The 23,816-nt window shown below is 74.6% G+C and carries 11 protein-coding genes; 5 read left to right on the top strand and 6 right to left on the bottom strand.

Annotation, left to right across the window (positions count from 1 at the left end; translation table 11 throughout):
• Positions 1-55 precede the first annotated feature (55 nt).
• The 4 genes from ACFVTF_RS10935 to ACFVTF_RS10920 are packed head-to-tail and all read left to right on the top strand — an operon-like array spanning position 56 to position 13,707.
• Positions 56-9,298, top strand: a complete 9,243-nt coding sequence (locus tag ACFVTF_RS10935; protein WP_387811969.1) for an amino acid adenylation domain-containing protein — start codon at positions 56-58, stop codon at positions 9,296-9,298.
• Positions 9,285-10,964, top strand: a complete 1,680-nt coding sequence (locus tag ACFVTF_RS10930; RefSeq protein ID WP_387811966.1) for a phytoene desaturase family protein — start codon at positions 9,285-9,287, stop codon at positions 10,962-10,964. The genes ACFVTF_RS10935 and ACFVTF_RS10930 overlap by 14 nt, the downstream gene beginning before the upstream one ends.
• 5 nt (positions 10,965-10,969) lie before the next feature.
• A complete protein-coding gene (locus ACFVTF_RS10925) occupies positions 10,970-12,655 on the top strand; it encodes a phytoene desaturase family protein (RefSeq protein ID WP_371515925.1) in 1,686 nt (561 codons plus the stop codon).
• Positions 12,652-13,707: a zinc-binding dehydrogenase gene (locus tag ACFVTF_RS10920; RefSeq protein ID WP_387811963.1), complete on the top strand. Its 1,056-nt coding sequence runs from the start codon at positions 12,652-12,654 to the stop codon at positions 13,705-13,707. The genes ACFVTF_RS10925 and ACFVTF_RS10920 overlap by 4 nt, the downstream gene beginning before the upstream one ends.
• Before the next feature lie 65 nt (positions 13,708-13,772).
• Here the strand turns inward: ACFVTF_RS10920 and ACFVTF_RS10915 are convergent, their stop codons facing one another.
• The 6 genes from ACFVTF_RS10915 to ACFVTF_RS10890 form a co-directional block, all read right to left on the bottom strand.
• A complete protein-coding gene (locus ACFVTF_RS10915) occupies positions 13,773-15,158 on the bottom strand; it encodes a hypothetical protein (protein WP_387811960.1) in 1,386 nt (461 codons plus the stop codon).
• A 150-nt stretch (positions 15,159-15,308) separates the two neighbouring features.
• On the bottom strand, positions 15,309-16,547 hold the full coding sequence (locus ACFVTF_RS10910) for a pyridoxal-phosphate dependent enzyme (protein WP_371515922.1): 1,239 nt from the start codon (positions 16,545-16,547) through the stop codon (positions 15,309-15,311).
• 81 nt (positions 16,548-16,628) lie between these two features.
• Positions 16,629-17,183, bottom strand: coding sequence for a YceI family protein (locus ACFVTF_RS10905; RefSeq protein ID WP_350880788.1), 555 nt, complete (start codon positions 17,181-17,183; stop codon positions 16,629-16,631).
• Positions 17,184-17,394: 211 nt separating this feature from the next.
• Complete coding sequence (locus ACFVTF_RS10900; RefSeq protein ID WP_387811956.1) at positions 17,395-20,199, bottom strand: penicillin acylase family protein; 2,805 nt, start codon at positions 20,197-20,199, stop codon at positions 17,395-17,397.
• Positions 20,200-20,320: 121 nt separating this feature from the next.
• On the bottom strand, positions 20,321-21,199 hold the full coding sequence (locus ACFVTF_RS10895) for an N-acetylglucosamine kinase (RefSeq protein WP_387811953.1): 879 nt from the start codon (positions 21,197-21,199) through the stop codon (positions 20,321-20,323).
• 108 nt (positions 21,200-21,307) lie between these two features.
• Positions 21,308-22,822: an FAD-dependent monooxygenase gene (locus tag ACFVTF_RS10890; protein ID WP_387811951.1), complete on the bottom strand. Its 1,515-nt coding sequence runs from the start codon at positions 22,820-22,822 to the stop codon at positions 21,308-21,310.
• 55 nt (positions 22,823-22,877) lie between these two features.
• Here ACFVTF_RS10890 and ACFVTF_RS10885 point away from each other — a divergent pair, with 55 nt between their 5' ends.
• Complete coding sequence (locus tag ACFVTF_RS10885; protein ID WP_387811948.1) at positions 22,878-23,516, top strand: TetR/AcrR family transcriptional regulator C-terminal domain-containing protein; 639 nt, start codon at positions 22,878-22,880, stop codon at positions 23,514-23,516.
• The last annotated feature ends 300 nt before the right edge of the window (positions 23,517-23,816 follow it).

Raw genomic sequence — 23,816 nt, 5'->3', positions numbered from 1 at the left:
CCGCTCTTCCTCCGCCCGTGTCCGCGCCGCCACGCCATCACCCTCGGATTGGATCATGACCACCTCGCCCTTCGCCGTGCCCTGCGACCGGATCGCGATCACCGGCATCGGCTGCCGCCTGCCGGGACACGCCAACGACCACCGGACCTACTGGCGCAACCTCGTCGAGGGCCGGGACTGTCTCACCGCGACACCCTCCGACCGCTACGACACCGGCACGCTGGGCAGTCGGGACCGTTCCAAACCGGGCCGCCTGACCGGCGGCCGGGGCGGCTACATCGACGGCTTCGACACCTTCGACCCGGACTTCTTCGGCATCAGTCCGCGCGAGGCCGAGCACATGGACCCGCAGCAGCGCAAGCTCCTGGAGGTCAGCTGGGAGGCCCTGGAGGACGGCGGCCTGCTCCCCGGCGAGCTGGCCGGCCGCGACGTCGGCGTCTACATGGGGGCCTTCACCCTCGACTACAAGATCCTCCAGTTCGCCGACCTCGACTTCCGCACGCTCGCCGCGCACACCGCCACCGGCACCATGATGACGATGGTGTCCAACCGGATCTCGCACTGCTTCGACTTCCGCGGCCCCAGCGTCTCGATCGACACCGCCTGCAGCTCCTCCCTGGTCGCGGTGCACCTCGCCTGCCAGAGCCTGCTCCGCGGCGAGACCGAACTCGCCCTGGCGGGCGGCGCGTTGCTGCACATGGCGCCGCAGTACACGATCGCCGAGACCAAGGGCGGCTTCCTGTCCGCCGACGGCCGCTCACGCGCCTTCGACGCCTCCGCCGACGGCTACGTCCGGGCCGAGGGGGTCGGCGTGGTCGTCCTCAAGCGGCTGTCGGACGCGCTGCGCGACGGCGACCCGGTGCACGCCGTCATCCTCGGCAGCGGCGTCAACCAGGACGGGCGCACCAACGGCATCACCGTCCCCAGCGCGGACGCCCAGGTCACCCTGATCGAACGGGTCTGCGCCGAGGCCGGGGTGCTGCCCGGCAGCCTCCAGTACGTCGAGGCGCACGGCACCTCCACCCCGGTCGGCGACCCGATCGAGGCGGCCGCGCTCGGCCGGGTGCTGGGCATCGGCCGCCGCCCGGGCGACCGCTGCTACGTCGGCTCGGTGAAGACCAACATCGGGCACACCGAGGCCGCCGCCGGCGTCGCCGGGCTGATCAAGACCGCCCTCGCCCTCAAGCACCGGCGGATCCCGCCGCACCTCAACCTGGAACGGCCCAACCCCGGCATCGACCTGGCCGCGCTGCCCTTCGACATCCCGACCGCCCCGGTCGACTGGCCCGAGCACGAAGGACCGGCCCGGGCCGGCGTCAACTCCTTCGGCTTCGGCGGCACCAACGCGCACGTCCTGCTGGAGGAGCCGCCGAGCGCCGGGCCCGCCGCCCCGGCCCCGCAGCCGGCCTGCACCGTGCTGCCGTTGAGCGCCAAGGACACCGCCGGGCTGCCCGAACTCGCCGCCGGAATCCGCCGGGAGCTCGCCGCCGGGGTGCCGCTCGACGACCTCGGCCACACCCTGGCGCACCGGCGCCAGCACCTGCCCGAGCGGCTCGCGGTGGCCTACTCCACCCGGGACGACCTGGACGAGGCGCTGGCCGCCCACGAGCGCGGCGAGGCACACCCCCGGGTGCTCCAGGGCCGCGCCCGGGAGCGCCAACAGCGCCGCCTCGCCTGGGTGTTCACCGGCATGGGCCCGCAGTGGTGGGGCATGGGCCGGGGCCTGTACGAGAACGAACCGGTCTACCGGGCGGCCGTCCAGGCCTGCGACCGGGAGATCCGCGAGCAGGCCGGCTGGTCCCTGCTCGACGAACTGCACCGCGACGAGGCCGACTCCCGGATGGCCGAGACCTGGCTCGCCCAGCCCGCCAACTTCGCCGTCCAGCTGGGCCTGTCCGCGCTCTGGCGCAGCCACGGCCTGCGCCCCGACGCGGTGGTCGGGCACAGCACCGGCGAGGTCGCCGCCTTCCACGAGGCCGGGGTGTACGACCTGGCCGACGCCGTCCGGGTGGTGCTGGCCCGCAGCCGCCTCCAGCAGCGGCTGGCCGGCACCGGCACCATGCTCGCCGTCGGCCTCCCGGAGGCCGAGGCGGAGCGCCGGATCCGCCCGTACCGGGCCCGGGTCTCGCTGGCGGCCGTCAACAGCCCCTCCACCGTGACCCTGGCCGGCGACACCGACGCGCTGCGCGAACTCGCCGAGGAACTGCGCGGCCAGGAGGTGTTCACCCGCTTCCTGGACGTCGAAGTCCCCTACCACAGCGTGCGGATGGACCCGATCCGGGACGAGCTGACCGCCGCGCTCGCCGCGCTCAAGCCCAACGAGGCCCGGCTGTCGCTCTACCTCACCGCCCGCGAGGGCCTCGCCCGCGGCCCCGAACTCGACGCCGGGTACTGGTGGGACAACGTCCGCAACCCGGTGCGCTTCCGCGCCGCCGTCGAACGGATGGCCCAGGACGGGCACGGCCTGTTCCTGGAGATCGGCCCGCACCCGGTGCTCGGCCACGCGATCCGCGAGTGCGTCGACGGCGCGCACGCCCTGCCGTCCATCCGCCGGCACGCCGACGAGCCCGCCTGCCTCACCCGGTCCCTGGCCGAACTGCACACCCTGGGCGTCGAACTGGACTGGCGCGCCCTGCACCCGGCCGGCCGCCCGGTGCCGCTGCCCGGCTACCCGTGGCGGCGCGACCGGTACTGGGTCGAGCCGAGCGCCGTCCGGCAGGTCCGGCTCGGCGAGGTCGACCACCCGCTGCTCGGCCGCCGCACCGCGAGCGCCCAACCCGCCTGGACCACCGCACTCGACCCCGAGCGGCTGCCCTACCTGGCCGACCACCGGATCGAGGGCCAGATGGTCTTCCCCGCGGCCGGGTACCTGGAGATGGCCGCCCAGGCCGTCCGCGCCCTCACCGGCGGCACCGAGGTGGTGCTCGCCGAGATCGAGCTGAACCGGGCCCTGTTCCTCTCCGACACCGAGCCCACCCCCGTCCAGCTCGGCTACGCCCCGGAGGACGCCCGCTTCACCATCGCCTCCACCCCGGCCGGCGGCGAACCCGTGGTGCACGCCGGCGGCCGGGTCCGCACCGGCCAGCGCCGCGCCCACGGCCCGGCGCTGGACGCCGAGGCGATCCGCGCCCGCGGACAGCGCTTCGACGGCCCCGACTGCTACCGGCTCCTCGCCGCCCGCGGCTACGACTACGGGCCCGCCTTCCAGGCCGTCCAGGAGGTGTGGGCGAGCCCCGGCGAGGCACTGGCCCGGATCAGCCCGACCGACCGGCTCGGCCCCGAGGCGGCCGACCACCAGCTCCACCCGGTGCTGCTCGACGCCTGCTTCCAGACCCTGCTGGCCACCCGGCTGCTCACCCCCGAGGACGGCGGCGTCCGGCTGCCGGTGTCCATCGAGGAGGTCCGGCTCGACCAGGCCGGCGACCGGCCGCTGTGGGCGCACGCCACCGTCACCCGCGAGGGCGGCGGCGAACTCGTCGGCGACCTCGCCCTGTACGCCGAGGACGGCACCCCGGTCGGCCGGATCACCGGCTTCCGGGTCGCCGACGTCGCGCAGGCCCCCGCCTCGGTCGGCCTCGCCACCATCGACGGCTGGCTCACCGAACTCGCCTGGACGGACGCCCCGGCCGCGCCCGCCGACCAGGACCTCGGCGACCTGCTGCTGTTCGCCGACGCCGGCGGCCTCGCCGAACGCCTCGCCGCGCTCGCCGCCGAACGCGGCGCCCGCTGCCACCTGGTCCGGCCCGGCACCGACTACCGGCCCGGCGACGGGCGCTCGACCGTCCGCCCGGACTCCGCCGAGGACCTCACCCGGCTCCTCACCGACCTCGGCCCCGGCTACCGCACCGTCGTCCAGCTGTGGAACCTCGACCAGCCCGCCCTCGACACCACCACGGCCGACCGGCTCGACCGGCTCGCCACCCTCGGCGGCTACGCGCTGATCGCCCTCGCCCAGGCCCTGCCCGCCGCCCTCCCGGACGCCCGGCTGCACATCGTCACCCGGGGCACCCAGGCCGCCGACCCCGACGACCGGGTCGAACCGCTCGGCGCACCCGCCTGGGGCATCGGACGGGTGCTCTGGCAGCAGGAACTCGTCGCCCAGCGCGGCACCCTGATCGACCTCGACCCCGCCGCCGACCCGCTCGACCAGGCCGAGGCGCTGCTCGCCGAACTCGCCTCCCGGGACGAGCAGGAGATCGCCCTGCGGGCCGGCCACCGCCGCACCAGCCGGCTCCGCCAGGCCGAGGGCCTCACCCGCCCGCTGCCGCCCGTCCTGCGCCCCGACGGCAGCTACCTGGTCACCGGCGCGTTCGGCGCGCTCGGCCGGCTGCTCTGCCGCACCCTGGTCCGGCGCGGCGCCCGGCGGCTGATCCTGGTCGGCCGCACCGCGCTGCCCGAGCGCGACCAGTGGCACCGGACCGACCCCGACAGCCCGGCCGGGGAACGGATCGCCTTCCTGCGCGAACTCCAGGCGCTCGGCGCCGAACCGCTGCTCGCCCCCGTCGACGTCACCGACGAGACCGCCCTCGCCGCCTGGCTCGCCGACTACCGGCAGCGCCAACGCCCGCCCATCCGCGGGGTGTTCCACCTCGCCGGGCAGGTCAAGGACGTGCTGGTGCCGCAGATGGACCGGGCCGCCTTCGACGCCGGATACGCCCCCAAGGTGGTCGGCGGCCACCTGCTGCACCGGCTGCTGCGCGACGAACCGCTCGACCACTTCGTGCTGTTCGCCTCCGTCGCCTCGCTGCTCACCACCGCCGGACAGACCAACTACGCGGCCGGCAACGCCTTCCTGGACGCCCTCGCCCACCACCGCCGGGCCGCCGGCCTGCCCGCGCTCAGCCTCGACTGGGGCCCCTGGGCCACCGGCATGATCGAGGAACTGGGCCTGGTCGCCCACTACCGCGACGCCCGAGGCATGAGCTCGCTCCCGCCGGACGCCGGCACGGCCGTGCTGGAACGCGTCCTCGGCCAGGACCGCGCCCAACTGCTGGTCGCCACCGTGGTCGACTGGCCGACCTTCCTCGCCTGGTACCCCGCGCCGCCGCCGCTGGTCGCCGACCTGGCCGCCAGCGCCGCCGAGCAGGCCCCGGCCGAGACCGGCGGCTTCCTGGACGCCTACCGCACGGCGGATCCGCCGACCCGGCACCGGCTCGTCACCGAGCGGCTCACCGCCGCCGCCGCGGCCGTGCTGCGGATCGGCGCCGAGCGGATCGCCCCGGACACCAGACTCGGCGCGCACGGCCTGGACTCGCTGCTCGCGATGGAGCTGCGCGCCCGGGTGCACGGCGAACTGGGCGTCGCCCTGCCGGTGGTGGCACTGCTCAGCAACGGCACCGTCGGCGACCTGGTCGACCTGCTCGTCACCGGCCTGGCCGAGCGGCTCGACGCCGAGGGCGGCCCCGAGCAGGCCGAGGTCGAGCTGTACACCGACGAGGCCCGCTACCCGCTCACCCACAACCAGCAGGCGCTGTGGTTCCTGCGCCAGCTGCACCCGGACGGCTTCGCCTACAACATCGGCGGCGCGGTGGAGGTGCGCGCCGAGCTCGATCCCGAACTGGTCTTCGCCGCCTTCCGCGCGCTGGTCGCCCGGCACCCCGGGCTGCGGGCCGCCTTCACCGCCGAGGAGGGCCGGCCGGTCCAGCGGATCCGACCGGAGGCGGTGGCCGACACCGGACTGTTCGACGTCGAGGGCCGCCCCTGGGAGGAGATCCACGCGCTGATCGTCGCCGAGTACCGGCGGCCGTACGACCTCGCGGACGACCCGCTGGTCAGGCTGCGGCTGTTCCGGCGCGGACCGGACCGCTGGGTCCTGATGAAGGCCGTCCACCACATCGTCTCGGACGCGATCTCCACCTTCACCTTCATCGAGGAGCTGTTCGAGGTCTACGAGGCGCTGCGGCACGGCCGCACCCCCGAACTCCCCGCCGTGGCCGCCCGCTACCTCGACTTCCTCAACCACCAGAACCGCTTCCTGGCCGGCCCCGACGCCCGGCGGATGCTCGACTACTGGCGCGGCCACCTGCCGGCCGAGATGCCCGTCCTCGCCCTGCCCACCGACCGGCCCCGGCCGGCCGTGCAGACCCACAACGGCGCCTCGGCGTTCTTCCGGCTCGACGCCGACCTGACCGCCCGCGTCCACGAGCTGGCCCGGGCGCACCACGCCACCCCGTTCATGGTGCTGCTGAGCGCCTACTACCTGCTGCTGCACCGCTGGTCGGGCCAGCAGGACATCGTGGTCGGCAGCCCCGTCACCGGCCGCACCCAGGAGGAGTTCTCCTCCGTCTACGGCTACTTCGTCAACCCGCTGCCGCTGCACGTCAGCCTGGCCGGGGAGCCGACCGTGGCCGAGCTGCTGGCCCGGGTGCGGGAGAGCGTGCTCGGCGGCCTGGACAACCAGGAGTACCCGTTCCCGCTGCTGGTCGAGCAGTTGGGGCTCCAGCACGACCCCAGCCGCTCGGCGGTGTTCCAGGCGATGTTCATCCTGCTCACCCACAAGGTCGCCGTGGAACGCTTCGGCTACCGCCTGGAGTACATCGAACTACCCGAGGAGGAAGGTCAGTTCGACCTGACGCTGTCCGCCTACGAGGACCGCGCGGACGGCTGCTTCCACTGCGTGTTCAAGTACAACTCCGACCTCTTCGACGCCGCCACCGTCGAGCGGCTGGCCGCGCACTACCGCAACCTGCTGGACGCCATGACCAGCGCCGGCACCGACCGCCCGGTCGGCCGGCTGCGGATGCTCGACGAGGCCGAACGCCGCCGCATCCTCACCGGCTTCAGCGGCGCCGACCGGCGGGCGGACCACGACACCCCGGTGCCCGAACTCGTCGCCAAGGCCGCCGCCGAACACCCCGAGGCCATCGCCGTCACCGCCCCCCGCCCGGACGGCGCCCGCCGCCTCACCTACGGCGAACTCGACCGGCGGGCCCAGCGGACGGCCCTGCGGCTGCGCGAACTGGGCGTCGGTGAAGGCTCGGTGGTCGCGGTCTGCCTGGACAAGTCACCCGAGCTGATCGTCGTCCTGCTGGCGATCTGGCGGGCCGGTGCCGCCTACCTGCCGCTCGACCCCGGCCACCCGGCCGACCGGCTCGCCTACCAGGTGACCGACGCCGGAGCCGCCCTCGTCGTGGTCGCCGAGCGGAACCCGTTCGGCACCGAGCCGCCCGTCCGCCCCGTCACCCTGGACGAGCTCGACCGGCCGGCCGCCGAGAGCGGCCCGCTGCCCGCCGCCGATCCGGACCGCCCCGCCTACGTCATCCACACCTCCGGCTCCACCGGCCGCCCGAAGGCCGTGCGGGTCGACCACCGCAACCTCGCCGCCGTCACCGCGGGCTGGCGCGCCGAGTACCGCCTCGACACCGAGGCCCGGGTGCACCTCCAGATGGCCGGGACGGCGTTCGACGTCTTCTCCGGCGACCTCGCCCGGGCGCTGAGCACCGGCGGCACCCTCGTCCTGGTCGACCGCGACCTGCTGTTCGACACCGCCCGGCTCTACCGCACCATGCGCGAGGAGGCCGTCGACTGCGGCGAGTTCGTGCCCGCCGTCGCCCGCGGCCTGCTGGCCCACTGCGAACGCGAGGGCCTGCGGCTGGACTTCCTGCGGCTGCTGGTCGTCGGCTCCGACTCCTGGAAGGCCGCCGAGCACCGGCGGCTGCGCGCCCTGTGCGGCCCGGACACCCGGCTGGTCAACTCCTACGGCCTGACCGAGGCCACCATCGACACCAGCTACTACGAGGGCGGCGCGGACGCCCTGGAACCCGGCCGGATGGTGCCGATCGGCCGGCCCTTCCCCAACAGCGCGCTGTACATCCTCGACCACTACGGAGAGCCGGTACCGCCCGGGGTGCCCGGCGAGCTGTGGATCGGCGGCGCCGGTGTCGCCGCCGGCTACCCGAACGACCCGGAGCAGACCACCCGGCGCTTCACCACCCTGGAGCTCGACGGCCCGCCCGTCCGGCTCTACCGCACCGGCGACCTCGGCCACTGGGACGCCCACGGCACCGCCCACCTGCTCGGGCGGATCGACAACCAGGTCAAGGTGCGCGGCCACCGGATCGAGATCGGCGAGATCGAGGCCCACCTCACCGCCCGCCCCGAGCTCGCCCAGGCCTGCGTGACGGTCCGTGAGGACGCCACCGGCGAAGCCGTGCTGGCCGCCTACCTGGTCCCCGTCGAGGGGACCACCCTGGACCGCCGGGAGCTGCGCCGACACCTGGCCGAGCACCTGCCCACCGTGATGATCCCCTCCCACCTCACCGAGCTGCCCGCCCTGCCGCTCACCCCCAACGGCAAGGTCGACCTGGCCGCCCTGCCCGAGCCCCGGATCGACACCGGCGGCGCGCAGCACGAACCGCCCGTCACTCTCTACGAGATCCGCACCGCCGAGCACTGGAGCAACCTGCTCGGCGTGGCGGAGGTCGGCCTCCAGCACGACTTCTTCGAGCTCGGCGGCAGCTCCATCCGGCTGATCGAGCTGATCCACCACCTGCAGACCGAGTTCAACATCAGCATCCCGGTCGGCCTGCTGTTCAAGGTCACCACCCTGCACGGGATGGCCCGCACGCTGGAGCAGATCATCACCGGCGAAGTCGCCGGCGGGCAGCCGTACCTCTGGTTCAACCCCGGGGCGCCCGCGGGGCGGACGGTGTTCTGCTTCCCGCCGGCCGGCGGCCACGGCCTGGTCTACCGCCAGCTCGCCGCCCACCTGCCCGACCACCGGCTCGCCGCCTTCAACTACCTCACCGGCGACGACAAGACCGCCCGCTACGCCGACCTGGTCGAGGACCTGGAGGAGGCGGGGCCGTACGTCCTGCTCGGCTACTCGCTCGGCGGCAACCTCGCCTTCGAGGTGGCCCGGGAGCTCGAACGCCGGGGCCGTACGGTCAGTTCCGTCCTGGTGGTGGACTCCTACCGGATCCCCGAGCCCTTCGAGCTCGGCGAGGAGCACCTGGCCGTCTTCGAGCGCGAGCTCCACGAGCACCTGCACCGGCACACCGGATCCCGGATCGTTGCCCAGGAGACCCTCGAACAGGCCCGGGACTACCTGTCCTTCTGCAGCCGCACCCCCAACCTGGGCGTCCTGAAGGCCCCGCTCAACGTGGTCTGCGAACGGGACCGGCTGGCGCTGCACGCGGGCGGCGAGCACGGCTCCTGGCACGGCGCCTCCAGCGCCGGCACCGCCGTCCACGCCGGGCACGGCAGCCACGCCGAGATGCTGGACGCCGAGTTCGCCGCCCGCAACGCCGAACTCGCGGGCGCCATCCTGGCCGGAGGCACCGCCGATGGCCGGGCCTGAGCGCGGACCGGACTGGTCGAGCCGGGAGCGGGCCCCCGGCGGCCCGCCCCGGGTCATCGTGATCGGCGCGGGCATCGGCGGGCTCTCCACCGGCTGCTACGCGCAGATGAGCGGGCTGGAGACCCGGATCTTCGAGAAGCACGTGCTGCCCGGCGGCTGCTGCACCGCGTGGTCCCGGCACGGCTACCTGTTCGACTACTGCATCGACTGGCTGATCGGCACCGCCGAGGGCACCGGGGCGAACCAGGTGTGGCGCGAACTCGGCGCCCTCGACGGCAAGTCGGTCACCCGCTTCGACGTCTTCAACCGCGTCGTCGACGAACACGGCCGCGCCGTCACCTTCTACGGGGACCCGGACCGGCTGGAACGGCACCTGCTGGCCACCGCCCCCGGCGACGCCAAGCCGATCCGCGCCTTCTGCCGGGACCTGCGCCGCTTCGCCGCCATCGACCTGCCCTGGGACCTCACCCCGCCGCCGCTGCGCGGCCCGGCCGAGCGGCTGCGCACCCTGCGCGCCGTGCTGCCCGCGTTCCGGCTCTTCTGGCGGACCGCGACGACCCCGATGAGCGGCTTCGCCGAGCGCTTCCAGGACCCTCTGCTGCGGCGGGCGCTGCCCAACATGTTCCTCCAGGAGCCGGCCGGCTTCCCGCTGCTGCCGTACCTGTACACGCTGGCCGCCGCGCACAACGGCAACGCGGGCTTCCCGCAGGGCGGTTCGCTCGGGCTGGCCCGCTCGGTGGAGGAGCGCTACACCTCGCTCGGCGGGGTGATCGGCTACCGCTGCCGGGTGGAGCGGATCCTGGTCGAGGGGGACCGTGCCGTCGGCGTCCAACTCCGGGACGGCTCCCGACACTTCGCCGACCACGTGGTGGCCGCCTGCGACGGGCCGACGGTGCTCGACCGGCTGCTCGAAGGCCGCTGGTCCAGCCCCGCCACCGACCGGCTGTACGGCGAGCTGCTGGACAAGCCCGGCAACCTGTACCCGGCCGTGGTCTCGGCCTTCGTCGGCGTGGACGGCCCGCTGCCCGAGGGCGAACCGCACAGCACCACCTACCTGCTGTCGCCCGAACAGGGCGCCCGGCTGCCCGGCTCGCTCCAGCACAGCCTGGTCGTCCAGCTGCGCTCGGACTACGCGGAGGGCTTCGCGCCGCCCGGCAAGTCGGTCCTGCACTGCACCTACTTCAGCGACTACCGCTCCTGGAAGGACCTGCGGGTCCGCGACCGCCGCGCCTACCGCGCCCGCAAGCAGGAAGTCGCCGCGTTCGTCCGGGAGTTCCTGGAGCGGACGTACCCGGGGCTCGGCCGCCGGATCGAACTCGTCGACGTCGCCTCCCCGGTGACCACCGAGCGGTTCACCGGCAACACCTACGGCAGCATCCTCGCCTGGCAGGCCTTCTCCGAGGCCGAGGACGCCGCCAACCGGCTGGTCAACCGGGACCGGATGCGGCTGCCCGGTCTGCGCGGCTTCTCGATGGCCGGGCAGTGGGCCGGCCTCGGCGGTCTGATCCGCGCCGCCACCAGCGGCCGGTACGCCGCGCAGTACCTCTGCCGGGAGCTCGGCCGGCCGTTCCGGGCCTGGCCCAGTGACAACCAGGAACCTTGGCACGCGGGCAAGTTGGGCAAACTGCCGCAACTCGACCGGGCCACCGTGGGAGTGCCGGAATGACCGGAATGAGCACCAGCAGGCAGACCATGGTGATCGTCGGGGGCGGGCTGGGCGGCCTGTCGACCGGCTGCTACGCGCAGATGAACGGCTACCGCACCACCGTCCTGGAGATGCACGAACTCCCCGGCGGCTGCTGCACGGCCTGGGACCGCGGCGAGTTCACCTTCGACTGCTGTGTGAGCTGGCTGCTCGGCAGCGGCCCCGGCAACGAGATGCACCAGATCTGGCTCGAACTCGGCGCGCTGCAGGGCAAGGTGATGCGCAACTTCGACGTCTTCAACGTGGTGCGCACCCGGGACGGGCGCGCCGTCTACTTCTACTCCGACCCCGACCGCCTGGAAGCGCACCTGCTCGACCTCGCGCCGGAGGACGCCCGGCGGATCCGGCAGTTCTGCGAAGGGCTGCGCAAGTTCCGCCGCGCCCTGGTCCGTTACCCCTTCCTCAAGCCGGTCGGGCTGATGGGCCGGACCGAGCGCTGGCGGATGCTCGCCTCGTTCCTGCCGTATTTCAACGTCATCCGGCGCTCGATCACGGTGCTGATGAGCGACTACTCGGCGCGCTTCCGGAGCCCGCTGCTGCGCGAGGCGTTCAACTTCGTGCTCTACGAGAAGCACCCCAACTTCCCGGTGCTGCCCACCTACTTCCAACTCGCCTCGCACGCCGGGCAGTCGGCCGGGGTGCCGGAGGGCGGTTCGCTCGGGCTGGCCCGCTCGATCGAGCAGCGCTACCGGCGGCTCGGCGGCGAGATCAGCTACAACACCAAGGTGGCCGAGATCCTGGTCGAGCAGGACCGGGCCGTCGGGGTGCGGCTGAGCGACGGCCGGGAGATCCGGGCGGACATCGTGGTCGCCGCCTGCGACGGGCGCACCACCATGCTGGACCTGCTCAAGGGCCGCTACCTGAACGACACCTACCGCCGGCTGTACACCCGGACCATCACCGAGCCCGGCATGGTCTTCCCCGGCTACCTCACCGTCTTCCTCGGCCTGCGCCGCCCCTTCCCGGCCGGGGACCCGTGCACCACCTACCTGCTGGAGGACGAGGTCGCCGACCGGCTGACCGGCATCCGCCACCCCAGCATCAACGTCCAGTTCCGCAGCCGCCACTACCCCGAGCTGTCGCCCGCCGCGACGACCGTCGTCTACGCCAGCTACTTCTGCGACATCGCCCCCTGGCGGGAGTTGAGCACCGGCCCGGAGCAGGCGCCACGGCTGCGGCGGGGCGAGGAGCTGCACACCCTGCCGGTGGGGCGCGGGCGCGAGTACCAGCGCGAGAAGCGGCGGGTGCGGGACGCCATCGTGGACTTCCTGGACGGGCACCACCCCGGTCTGCGGGACGCCGTCGCCGTCAAGGACGTGTCCACCCCGCTCACCCAGGTCCGCTACACCGGCAACTACGACGGCACGGTGCTCGGCTGGCAGCCGTTCGTGGAGAGCGGCGAGACGCTGGAGGAGGAGATCAAGCGCAACGGGCCCGGGCTGCCGGGCCTGGCGAACTTCTACCTCTCCGGTGTCTGGGCGACCACCGGGGGACTGATCCGGGCGGCCGCCGCCGGCCGGCACGTCGTCCAGTTCATCTGCCGCGACGACGGCCGGCCGTTCACCGCCGCCGTGGACGACAGCGCGCCGCCGCCCACCCTGGTCATCGAACCGGTCGGGCCCGCCGACCGGCGGTTTGGAGTCACCTCATGAGGGTCGAGAAATGGGTCGTCCGCGAGCACGTGGACGGCGTGCCGGACGTCGAGCGGATGTACCGGAAGGTGGTCGAGGAGGTGGACGTCCGCCTCGCCGCGGACGAGATGCTGCTGCGGACCAGGTACGTCTCGGTCGACCCGTACCTCCAGGGGATCGCCCTGGACACCCCGATCGGCGACCACATGGGCGCGGACTCCATCATGGAGGTGGTGGAGGCCGGGCCGGACGCCGCCTTCGCCGTCGGCGACCTGGTGCAGGGCTTCGGCGGCTGGCGCAGCCACGTGATCAGCAACGGCGCCCCGGCGTTCTGGCAGACCGGCACCTTCCCGATGGTCTTCCCCGCCTACCGGCGGCTGGACCGGGGCGACTACGACGACGCCCTGCCGATCTCCACCGCCCTCGGCGTCCTCGGCGGCCCGGGGATGACCGCCTGGGGCACGGTCGAGAAGTTCCTGGAGGTCAGGCCGGGGGACACCGTGCTGGTCAGCGGGGCGTCCGGGGCGGTCGGCTCGGTGGTCGGACAGCTGGCCCGGCACCGGGGGGCCCGGGTCATCGGCACCACGGCCACCCCGGCCAAGGCCGCCCGGCTGCGTGAGCTGGGCTTCGACGCCGTCCTGCTCTACCGCGACGGCGACGACCCCGAGCGGCTGCGGGAGGAACTCGCCGAGCTCGCCCCGGCCGGCATCGACCGCTACTTCGACAGCCTCGGCGGGGCGCTCACCGACGCGGTCTTCTCGCTGCTCGCCGTGGAGAGCCGGGTCGCGGTCTGCTGGCAGTGGGGCAGCCAGGTCGGCGGGGACTGGGCGGGTCCGCGGCTGCTGCCGATGATCATGTTCCCGCGCACCACCATCCGCGGCATCTTCTCGCTGGAGTGGTTCACCGAGGAGAACTGGTCGGCGCTGCGGCAGGAACTGGGCGCCCTGGTCCGCAGCGGGGACCTCGGCTACCAGCAGACCGTCCACCGGGGCTTCGACAACATCCCGGCCGCCTACCGCAGCCTGTACGTGGACCGCTCCGCGAGCCGGGGCAAGGTGCTCGTCGAACTCTGAGCCGGGCGGTCGGCGGGGCCCGGCCGGGGCGGGCGGTTCGTGCGCCCGCCCCGGCCGCGCGCAGGTCAGTTCAGGGTGAACCAGGTGGAGCGGGACTTCTTCCACTCCGGCTGGGCGAGGTCCTTGGCGGCGGTGCCGTCGCCGTACAGGTCGGCGGAGCCGTCGTCGGTGATCAGCTGGGCCCGGGCGCCGGGGGCGTCCAGGTTCGGCACGTCCGGGACGGCCTCCCAGGCGCCGGCGTCGCTGGTCGGCAGGTCGACCAGCTTGACCGGCTGGGAGCCGGGCTGCCCGTTCCAGCGGTAGAGGGCGTACGGGGCGGAGTTGTCCTCGGCGGACCAGGAGCCGGCCACGATCAGGTACTGGCCGAGGTCGTTGCGGCGCAGGTCGCGGATGGAGAGCCCGCCGAGGTCCAGCTCGACCGGCTCGCCGAAGGTCGCGTGGGAGGCCGAACCGGACAGCAGCGACGGGAGGTTGGTGACCGGGACGAGCAGCGCGCGGCCGCCGGTGACCGCCGGGGTCAGCGGCGCGCGGAAGCCGATGTACGCGGTGGTGGTGCTGCCGGGGGCGAACTCCAGCCCCTCGACGTTGAACCCGTCGATCTGCTTGGGCGCCTGCCCGTCCGCCGCGCCCGCCGCGAAGCCGTAGCGGTCGCCGTGGGCGCTGTCCCAGGCGATCAGGTCGTCGCGCAGGCCGTGGTACGAACCGGCCAGCGACAGCTGGGTGTCGGCGCCCGAGCCGGTGACCTTCGTGGTGAACAGGGTGTGCCGGTCCGGCTTGACCTTGCCGTCCTTGTTGTTGCCGAGCGAGCCCGTCCAGTAGATCGTGTCGCCGACCCGGGCCGCGGCCTCGATGTCGATCTCCTTGGAGACGCCGAGCACGGAGCTGAAGTCCCAGGTGCGGACCGGCGCGCCGGAGGCGTTGCGGTCGTACAGCCGCAGCACGTTGGACTCGTCGTCGCCGACCAGGATGTAGCCGCCGCCCGCGTCCACCGCGGCCGAGGCGTCGCTGGAGCCGGTCAGGTAGCGGCTGGCGGCCGAGAACCGGACGGCGGGGGAGGCCGCGTAGTGCAGGGTGCGGGTCGCGGTCTTGCCGCCCAGGCCGGTCACCTTGATGGTGAGGTCGGTGTAGCCGACGCCCTGCGCGGCGACCGCCAGGGTGCGGGTGCCGCTGGTGCCCGTCACCGCCACGTCGCCGGTCCGGGCGACGGCGCTGCGGGTGCTCGCCGACGCGGCGACGGTCAGTGCCGAGGCCGCGGCCCCGCTCTGCGCCACCGCCACGGACACCGTCGGATCGCCGGTGGCGCCGACCGCGCCGGACAGGTAGCCGGCCGAGAAGGTGATCGTCGGCGTGCCGTACGAGGCCGCGGCGGCCGGGACGACCGGCAGGGCGAGCACGGGCACGGCCGCGACGGCGACGGCCAGCGGCAGCAGACGGCGGGGGGAACGGGACACGGTGACAGCCCTTCGACGCACGGAGAGGAGCGGGGGCGGTGCGGATCCGGACCAGCCTGGGCGGCCGCGGCGAACGCCAACCCTACGCCGGAGGGCAGGATGGCGAACAGCAGGCCTCCAACGCCGGAAGGGAGTTGGTGCAAGGGCTCGTCAGCCTCGGATTCCGGCCGTGTGCAGGCGGCGGCGGACCTCCTCCCACTCCGGGGCGACCGGCGCGGTCGAGCGCGCGCCGACGCCCCGGTCCTTGAAACCGCTGGACGTCGACACGCACACCACCGGCCCCTCGGCCTCCCCGGGGCCCTCGACGCCGCCGAGGCTGCGCAGCCCGGCGAGCCCGGCCGCCGCGGACAGCTCCGTCCAGAGCCCGGCGCGGGCCAGTTCGGCCTGGGCGGCCGCGAGTTGGCCGTCGTCCAGGGTCAGCACCCGGCCGCCGCTCTCGCGGACCGCGACCACGCCCCGGTAACCGCCGACCGGGGAGGCGATCGAGTACGCCTCGCTCGGCCCCACCGTCACCCGGGCCGCCGGCAGGCCCTGGCGGACGGCCAGGGCGAGCGGCGCGCCGGCCGCGGACTCGCAGGCGAGGATGCGCGGCACCCGGTCGGCCAGGCCGAGCCGGTGCAGTTCGCTGAAGCCCTTCCAGACGCCGAAGAGCAGCTCCCCGTAGCCGGTGGGCACGAACACCGCAGCGGGGACGCCGATGTCCCGGAAGATCTCGTACGCCACGGTCTTGTAGCCCTCGGGGCCGTACGCGTGGCCGGTGTGGGTGGTGGTGAGGTTGCTGACCGGGTGCAGGCCCAGGCGGTCCACGACCTGGCGCAGCAGCGGCCAGCGGGCCTCCCACGGCACCGGCAGCACGACGGCGCCGTAGGCGTTGAGGAACGCGTCCACGGCCGGCGGCAGGTCGGGCCCGGTGAACACCACGCAGCGCAGCCCGGCCCGGGCGGCGTAGGCGGCGGCGGACGCGCCGTGGTTGCCGGAGGAGGCCACCGCGATCCCGGGCGCGCCGACGCCCACGGCGGCGCTGGTGGTGCAGCGGTTCAGCCGGTCCTTGTGGCTCCAGGTCGGGTTGCGGGCCTCGTCCTTGACGTACACCCCGGGTTCGAGCTCGACCAGCGGCGTGCCGCCCTCGCCCAGGCCCGGCGCGAGCAGCGGCGGCAGCAGGGGGGCCCACCGTTCCAGCCCGCCGCGCGGCGCCCCGGCGTCCGCGCCCGGGGCGAACAGGGCGGCCGCGTCGGCCTCGCGGTAGGCGTAGTCGACCTCGACGGGGTAGGAGACGTCCTCGGTGCCGGTGCGCGGACAGCCCGCCGTGAGCGGGGGCCACAACGGGTAGTCGAGGGCGGGATCGCCGAGGGAGCGCTGGCCGGTTGCGAGGGATCCGTCTGTCGCCATGTCAGGAGCCTAACCGGGCCCGCGCCGCCCGGTCCGGCGGATTCCGGGGCTCCTGCGGGCCGCCCCCGGCTCCTGCGGCCGCTACTGGGCCTGCCGGACGGCCGAGACGTCGAACTCCAGGACGACCTTGTCGCCGACCAGGACGCCGCCGCCCTCCAGGGCCGCGTTCCAGGTCACCCCGAAGTCCTTGCGGCTGATCGTCACCGAACCCTCCAGGCCCACCCGCAGGTTGCCGTAGGGGTCGACGGCGTTGCCCGTGTACTCGACGTCGATGGTGACCGGGCGGGTGACGTCCTTGACGGTGAGGTCGCCCGTCACCCGGAACTCGCCGTCCCCGCGCGGCTCGACCGCCGTCGTGGCGAAGGCGATGGTCGGGAAGTTCGGCACGTCCAGGAAGTCGTTGGTGCGCAGGTGCTGGTCGCGCTGCTCGACGCCGGTGTCGATGCTCTCCGTCCGGATCGTCACCCGGGCGGTGGAACGGCCCGGGTCGGCGCCGTCCAGGTGGGCGCTGCCCTCGAAGGCGGTGAAGGAGCCGCGGACCTTGGTCACCATGGCGTGGCGCGCCACGAAGCCGATCCGGGTGTGGGCGGGGTCGAGGACGTAGTCCCCGGTGAGCTCGGACAGGGAGACGGTCATGGTCGGCTTACCTCCTGGGCGGGTGTGGGGCCTCGACGGGGCGGGGGTCGGGTCCTCGGGGGTCGCCGACCCCGGCGGCGCTGCCGCCCCGGTCGCCCCGGACCACGCTAGGTGCTGCGCCCCGTCCCCGCCCGTCGGGCCCGGGGCGCTGTCTTCCACGCGGGTGCCCCCGCCCGGGGTGGGCGGGGGCACCGGCGGGCGTCCGCGAGGTTCAGCGGTGGCTCGGGAACTGCACCACCTGCTGGTAGGTCGGACGGTTCTGCCAGGTGGTCCTGTCGTCCGTGACGCCGCCGAGCGGACGCTGGATGATCGTGTCGGCGCACCACTGGTCGCTGGCGGAGCAGTCCGCGTCGCCCGGGTAGACCTGGGCCGGGGTCTGGGCGGCCGCCCGCTTCAGGGTGTCCAGCAGCACGCCCCGGCAGGCGGCCAGATCGCCCCCGCCGCAGTAGGGGCGGGCCAGCGGGCCGGCCACCTGGTCGCCCAGGACGGACCGCAGGTCCTTGTCCAGGTAGCTCCACCAGCCGTACTGGAAGGCCGAACCCTTGTGCGGGATCGCCTCGTTGGCACTCACCGGGCCGCCGCTGCCGGGGCCGGTCTGGCCGCCGGAGGGCGACTCGTTGATCTGCAGGGCGCCGGTCAGGGCCGTGAACAGCTGGTCCCCGAGGCCGGGCCGCATGACGCCCTCCGCGACCAGCGGCCACCAGGCGTCCAGGACGCGGATCGCGGCGGCGTCCGCGTAGCCGTGGCTGCCGGGCGACGTCTCCTTGCGCTGGGCGCCGTCCGCCAGCCAGGCCTCCAGCTGCTGGAGCGCGGTGGCGGCGGCCGGATCGGTGACGGGGGCGCTGCGCAGCACCCGGATCAGGTCCGGCAGGACGTCCTCGGCGCGCAGGTCGGTCAGGGCGGCGCTCGCCATGGCCTGGGTGAGCGAGACCCGGCTCGCCTTGCCGCCGTTGCGCAGCAGCGCCTTGACCCGGTCGTCGAGCAGGTTGCCGCGGTGCACCGAGCCGTTGCCGAACCCGGCCGAGGTGAAGCCGTCGGCCTGCTTGTTGTTCCAGGAGATGTAGTAGTCCTGGTTGACGGACTGCGGGTGCTCGGCCGCCGGGGTGTACCGGGCGGTGTTGGTGACGGGGTCGAAGTCGGCCCACTCGTAGGCCGGTTCGGCGCGCAGCGGCAGGCCGGCGTCGACCCCGGGGGCGCGCACCGGGTTGCTGCCGGAGTTGTAGTACGCGATGTCGCGGGAGTCGGCGTAGAACCAGTTGAAGGTGTAGTTGATGTCCTGCGCCGCCTGTTGGAAGCTCGCCGCGTCGTGCACCGCGCCGGGGTCGTTGAGCTCCTGGAAGCCGATGATGGAGTCCGCCTCGTGCCGGTAGGTGGAGCGCAGCGAGGTGAAGGCCACGGGGGCGCCGCCGACCGTGCCGCGGGCGGTCACCAGGCCGTACCTGCTGCGGTACATCATCAGGGTGTAGGAGCCGGCGGCGGTGGAGTCGGCGGTGGTCGGGTTCCAGGTGTTCTTGCGTTCCAGCCGGTCGAAGGGGACGCACTGGCCGTGCCAGAGGTAGGAGTTGGCGGCGGTGGTGGCCGGGGAGCCGTCGGTGGTGCAGAGCGGGACGGCGTAGGTGTCGGTGATGTCCTGCCCGGCGGAGGTGGCGCTCCAGGCGTAGTCCTGGCCGCGGCCGAGCTGCACGTAGAAGCTCAGGCCGGCGAAGGCCGCGCCGCGCGCGCTGATGCCGGGGCCCTGGATCTCCTCCAGCATCAGCAGCTGCGGGGCGAAGTAGCCGGTCTGCGGGCCGAACACGGCGACCGGGTGGCCGTCGTCGGTGTGGGCGCCGGAGACCAGCAGGGCGTTGGACATGCCGTGCTTGGCGGTGAGCAGGTTGCCGGGCAGCACGCCCGGGGCGGCGGTCTTCGCCGCGCCGGCGCCCGTGCCGGTGGCGTCGTAGATCATCCGCTCGGGCACCACCGAGCCGGGGTCGGGCAGCGCCTGGCCCTGCGGGGCGTCGGGGACGGGGGCGTAGGGGAAGCGCTGGCCGTCGTGCAGGGTCTGGACGGCCTCCGGGTCGTCGGCCTCGCGCAGCGACTTCCAGACCGCGTCCCCGGCGTCCTTGCCGTAGCGGGCCTCGGCGGCCGACTTGACCTGGGCGGAGGCGAGTTCACCGCCGCCGCCGGAGCCGAACAGGGCGCCGACCACGGAGGCCAGGGCGACCAGGTCGGTCAGTTTGAACGGCTCGATCGACCCGGCGTTGGTGATCGGGTCGATGTGCCCGGTCAGGTCGTACTCGCCGGGGAAGGTGCGGGCGTTGTAGGACTCCTTGGCGTACTGGTTGACGCCGTCGAGGTAGGCGTTCGCGTCGGTGAGGGCCTGGGCGGCCCGGCCGCCGCGGGCCGCCAGGGCGTCGATCTGCTGCTGCAGTTCCGCCTCGGTGTAGGGCGCGGCCTGCCAGAAGCTCTGCTCCAGCTGGCGGTTGGCGGCGGCGCCGCCGGCGAAGCCGGACAGCTGGCCGCGGCCCACGTGCCGGAACAGGTCCATCACCCACAGCCGGTCCTGGGCGGCGGCGTAGCCCGCGCCGTACTCGGTGCCGTAGCGGGTGGTGCCGGTGATGTGCGGGACGCCGGTGGCCTTGTCGCGGACGATGGTGACGTCGGCGCGCGGGCTGATGGTGCTGGCCACCTGGTCGGCGGGGACGCCGAAGGAGGCGTCGTTGAAGAAGTCGCGCAGCTTGGCCTCGGTCAGGCCCGGGTAGCCGGAGGCGAGGGCGGCGTACGGGCCGAGCTGGTCGTCGGTGTGGGCGGGGCGGCTGCCGAACATCCGGTTGAGCAGGATCTCGGCGAGCGTGGCGTTGCCGTTCTCGCCGGGCGGCAGGATGTCCCGGCAGTGGCCGCCGCAGTAGTCGGCCGCGGTGGCGGTCGGGGCGGCGGGCGCGGCGGCGGTGGGGGTGGTGGTCAGGGCGGCGGTGACGAGCAGGGCCGACGCGACGGCGGCGGCCGGGAAGCGCAGGGGGTGGGGGCGTAGGCGCAAGGGGAGCTCCTCCGTCGAAGCCACGGGAGCTCGACGGTAGGGGCGTTACTGACCGGTTGGCTAGTGGCGTGCATGCCATTTCCGGTGGGGCGCGGCCGGGTTGGCGATCCGTCCGGGCCGGTTACCGCCCGGCGGCGAGGCGGGCGGCGAGGTGGGCGGCGGCGGTGGCGGGGTCGGTGCGGGGCGGGCGGGGGTGGAGGTCGGCGAGGAGGTGGTGGAGGCGCTCGCGGATCGGGCCGGGGGCGGTGGCCACCGAGCCGGTGAGGACCAGCGGTTCGGCGGGGGCGGCGGTGGCGCGGACGAGGCCGGCCAGGTGGTCGGCGGCGGTGTCGGCGATGGCGCGGGCGGCCGGGTCGCCCTGCGCGGCGAGCCGGGAGACCAGCGGGGCGAGGGTGGCGAGCCGGCGGGGCGGGCCGGCGTAGGCCCAGTGGACCAGGGCGTCGGGGGAGTCGGCGGCGCAGCGGGCGCGGACGGCGGTGCCGAGTGGGCCGGCCGGGTCGGCGTGGGCGTGGCGCAGGGCCTCGCGGCCGAGCCAGAAGCCGCCGCCCTCGTCGCCGAGCAGCCAGCCGAGCCCGCCGGTGCGCGCGAGCGTGCGGGCACCGGCGAGCCGGACGCAGATCGCGCCGGTGCCGGCGATCAGGACGGTGCCGTGGCCGTCGGTGACGCCGCCGGAGGCCAGGGCCGGGACGGTGTCGGGGACGAGTCGCACCGGGTGGCGGAGGCCGAGGGCGGCCCGGCAGCGCTCCGCGAACGCGTCCGGGTCCGGTAGGGCGCGGTACCCGGCGAGGCCGATCAGGCAGGCGGCGATGCGGCCGGGGCCGCGCCCGTCGAGGGCGGCCGTGACCGCCGCCGCCAGCCGGTCGAGCGCCGGCTCCGGGCCCTCTCCGGCGGGGTTGGCGCCGGGGCTCTCGCCGCGGCCCCGGACGGCGCCCGCGGCGTCCAGGAGGACGGCGCGGGTGTGGCTGCCGCCGGCGTCGACGCCGAGGTGGAGGGTGGTCATCGGGCGGCTCCGGTGCGGGCGCGGCGGCTGGCCGGGTGGTGGTGAGCGGCATCAGGTCGGCGGCCGGGGGGCCGCGGACCTGTGCGAGCGGCCGGCGCCGACCGGTCCTCAGCGTAGAGGGACCGCGGCGGCAGGGCGGGCGGTCGTCGCCGTGACGGCCGCGTGCGCGGCCGTGACCAGTGCGGGGAGGTGCTGCTCCTCGGTGAGCCAGGCCAGGTGCCCGTCGGGCCGGACCAGGGCGGCGGTGACGCCGCGCCAGGCGGGCCGCGACGTGGCGAGCGGTGCGCTGTGCACCGTCACGCCCGGGCTGGTGGCGTGGGCGAGGGCGGCGAACCCGGCGCCGGCCCGGCCGGTGAGGTCGAGCAGGACGTGGCGGCCCGGGCGCAGCAGCGTGAACAGGCCGGTGCCGTCCGCGGGCCCGGCGGGCCTCAGGTCGGGCGCCCGGGAGCCGGTCAGCGGGTGCGCCCCGTCGGCGGGGTCGGCCGGGTAGGCGGTCGCGAGGCCGGCCGCGCGGCCGGCCAGTTCGTCCGAGAACTCGTGGACGCCGGTGATGAGTTCGGCGAGCAGGCCGCGCAGGGCCAGCGTCGTCCGCGAGTGGTCGGTCATCAGCCCGGACTGGGCGTGGGTGGAGCGCAGCAGCTCCACGCCGACCGGGTGGCGCTCGGCGTGGTAGCTGTCGAGCAGGCCGTCGGGGGCGGCGCCGGTGATGGTGCGGGCGAGTTTCCAGCCGAGGTTGGCGGCGTCCTGCATGCCGACGTTGAGTCCGGGCCCGCCGGCCGGGAAGTGTGAGTGCGCGGCGTCGCCCGCCACCAGGACCCGCCCGTGCCGGTACCGGTCGGCCTGGCGGGAGGCGTTGCCGAAGGTGGAGATCCAGCCGGCCTCGCGCATCCCGAAGTCCGTCCCGGTGATCTCGCGGACCTTGGCGCGCAGCTGCTCGAAGGTCAGCGGGCCGGGCTTGGTGTGGACGGTCGCCGTGTCGTTGCCGACCACCCGGTGCACCCCGCCGGGCAGCGGGAAGACCATCACGGTGCCCTGCTCGTTGGCGACGGAGCGCCAGCGCGGCGGTGCGTCGAGCACGGCGTCCGCCATCCAGGCCCAGGCGTTGGCCGGGGTGCCGGGGAAGCCGATGCCCGCCGCCTCGCGCACGGTGCTGCGGGTGCCGTCGCAGCCGACCAGGTAGGCGGTGCGCAGCCGGTAGGGGCCGTCCGGGCCGTGGACGTGGACGGTGACCGCGTCGTCGCCTTGGTCCAGCCCGGTGACGCGGTGTCCGCGCAGCAGCCGGGCGCCGGTCGAGCGGAGGTGTTCGGCCAGCAGCTCCTCGGTGCGCACCTGGGGGAGCGCGAGCGTGAACGGGTACGGCGTGTCCAGCCGGCTGAAGTCCAGCCGGGGCGGCAGGGCGGCGAAGTGCCCGCCGGGGATGCGGACGCCCTCGGCGAGGAAGGGCTCCACCAGGCCGCGGGAGGTCAGCAGTTCCAGGGTGCGCGGGTGCACGGTGGTGGCCCGCGAGTGCGGGTCGGGTTCGGTGCGGCTCTCCAGCACGGTGACCTCGATGCCCTGCAGCCGGAGTTCGGAGGCGAGCCAGAGCCCGACCGGGCCCCCGCCGGCGATGACGACCTGTTCCATGGTCCATTCCCCTCTTGGTCAGTGACCAATGACGTGGCTCCAGTAGACTAGGTCAGTGACCAAGAAGCAAGCCCCGGGCACTCCCCGGACCCCGCTCGACGCCGACACGGTGGTCCGTGCCGCCCTCGACCTGCTGGACGACAAGGGCGCCGCCGCCGTCTCCGTACGCGGCGTCGCCGAACGGCTCGGCGTCCGGATGAACACGGTGCTCTGGCACGCCAAGACCAAGGGCCGCCTGCTGGAACTCATGGCGGACGCGATCGTCGGCGAGATCCCGCTCGACGACCTGCCCGCGCCCTGGCACGAACGGGCCCGCGAGCTCGCCCACCGCTACCGCCGGTGTCTGCTGGCCCACCGCGACGGCGCGGTCATCGTCGCCGGCACCTACGCCGCCGAGCCCGGCACCCTGCGCTTCACCGACGCGATGATCGCCGCGCTCCTCGACGGCGGACTGGACGAGCGCCGCGCGTCCTGGGTGTTCTGGACCATCCAGTACCTGACTCTCGGCCTGGCCCAGGAGGAGCAGGCCCTGGCCGCCCAGGACGGCGTGCACACCCTCGGCCCGGCCCTCGCCGGCGGCGACTACCCGGCGCTTGCCCGGGTCGCCGCGCACCTGGAGGACGCCGCCTTCACCGAGCGCTTCGAGTTCGGCCTCTCCCGGATCCTCTCCCCGGCCGGTCCCACCGCCCCCTGAATTCCCAGCAGCCGTCAGCTTGTTGCCCCGGCCGCTCCGCACGCCCCCCCTCGGGCCCGCCTTTACCGGTGCTCGACGAGCGGCGGGTGGGGCGGCCGATCGTCCCTGTGACAGCAGGTGTTCCACCGACCGGCGGCGATTTTCGGCCCTCCTCCCACATCGGGCGATCCCGGCCGCGCCGCCCCGCCGGATCGGCCCCCGCCGTTCCCCGGCCCGGGAACCCGCTGGGCAGGCGCGAGATCGCCGTTTGTGAGGCTTGCCTAACCTGCGCCCCGCCGCGACCGGAGGGCGCTGTCCGCT

It is taken from the genome of Kitasatospora sp. NPDC057940, assembly GCF_042887425.1.
Lineage (GTDB): Bacteria > Actinomycetota > Actinomycetes > Streptomycetales > Streptomycetaceae > Kitasatospora.
The sequence above is the reverse complement of the archived record's forward strand: the minus strand, read 5'-3'. Positions and strand labels throughout refer to the sequence as shown.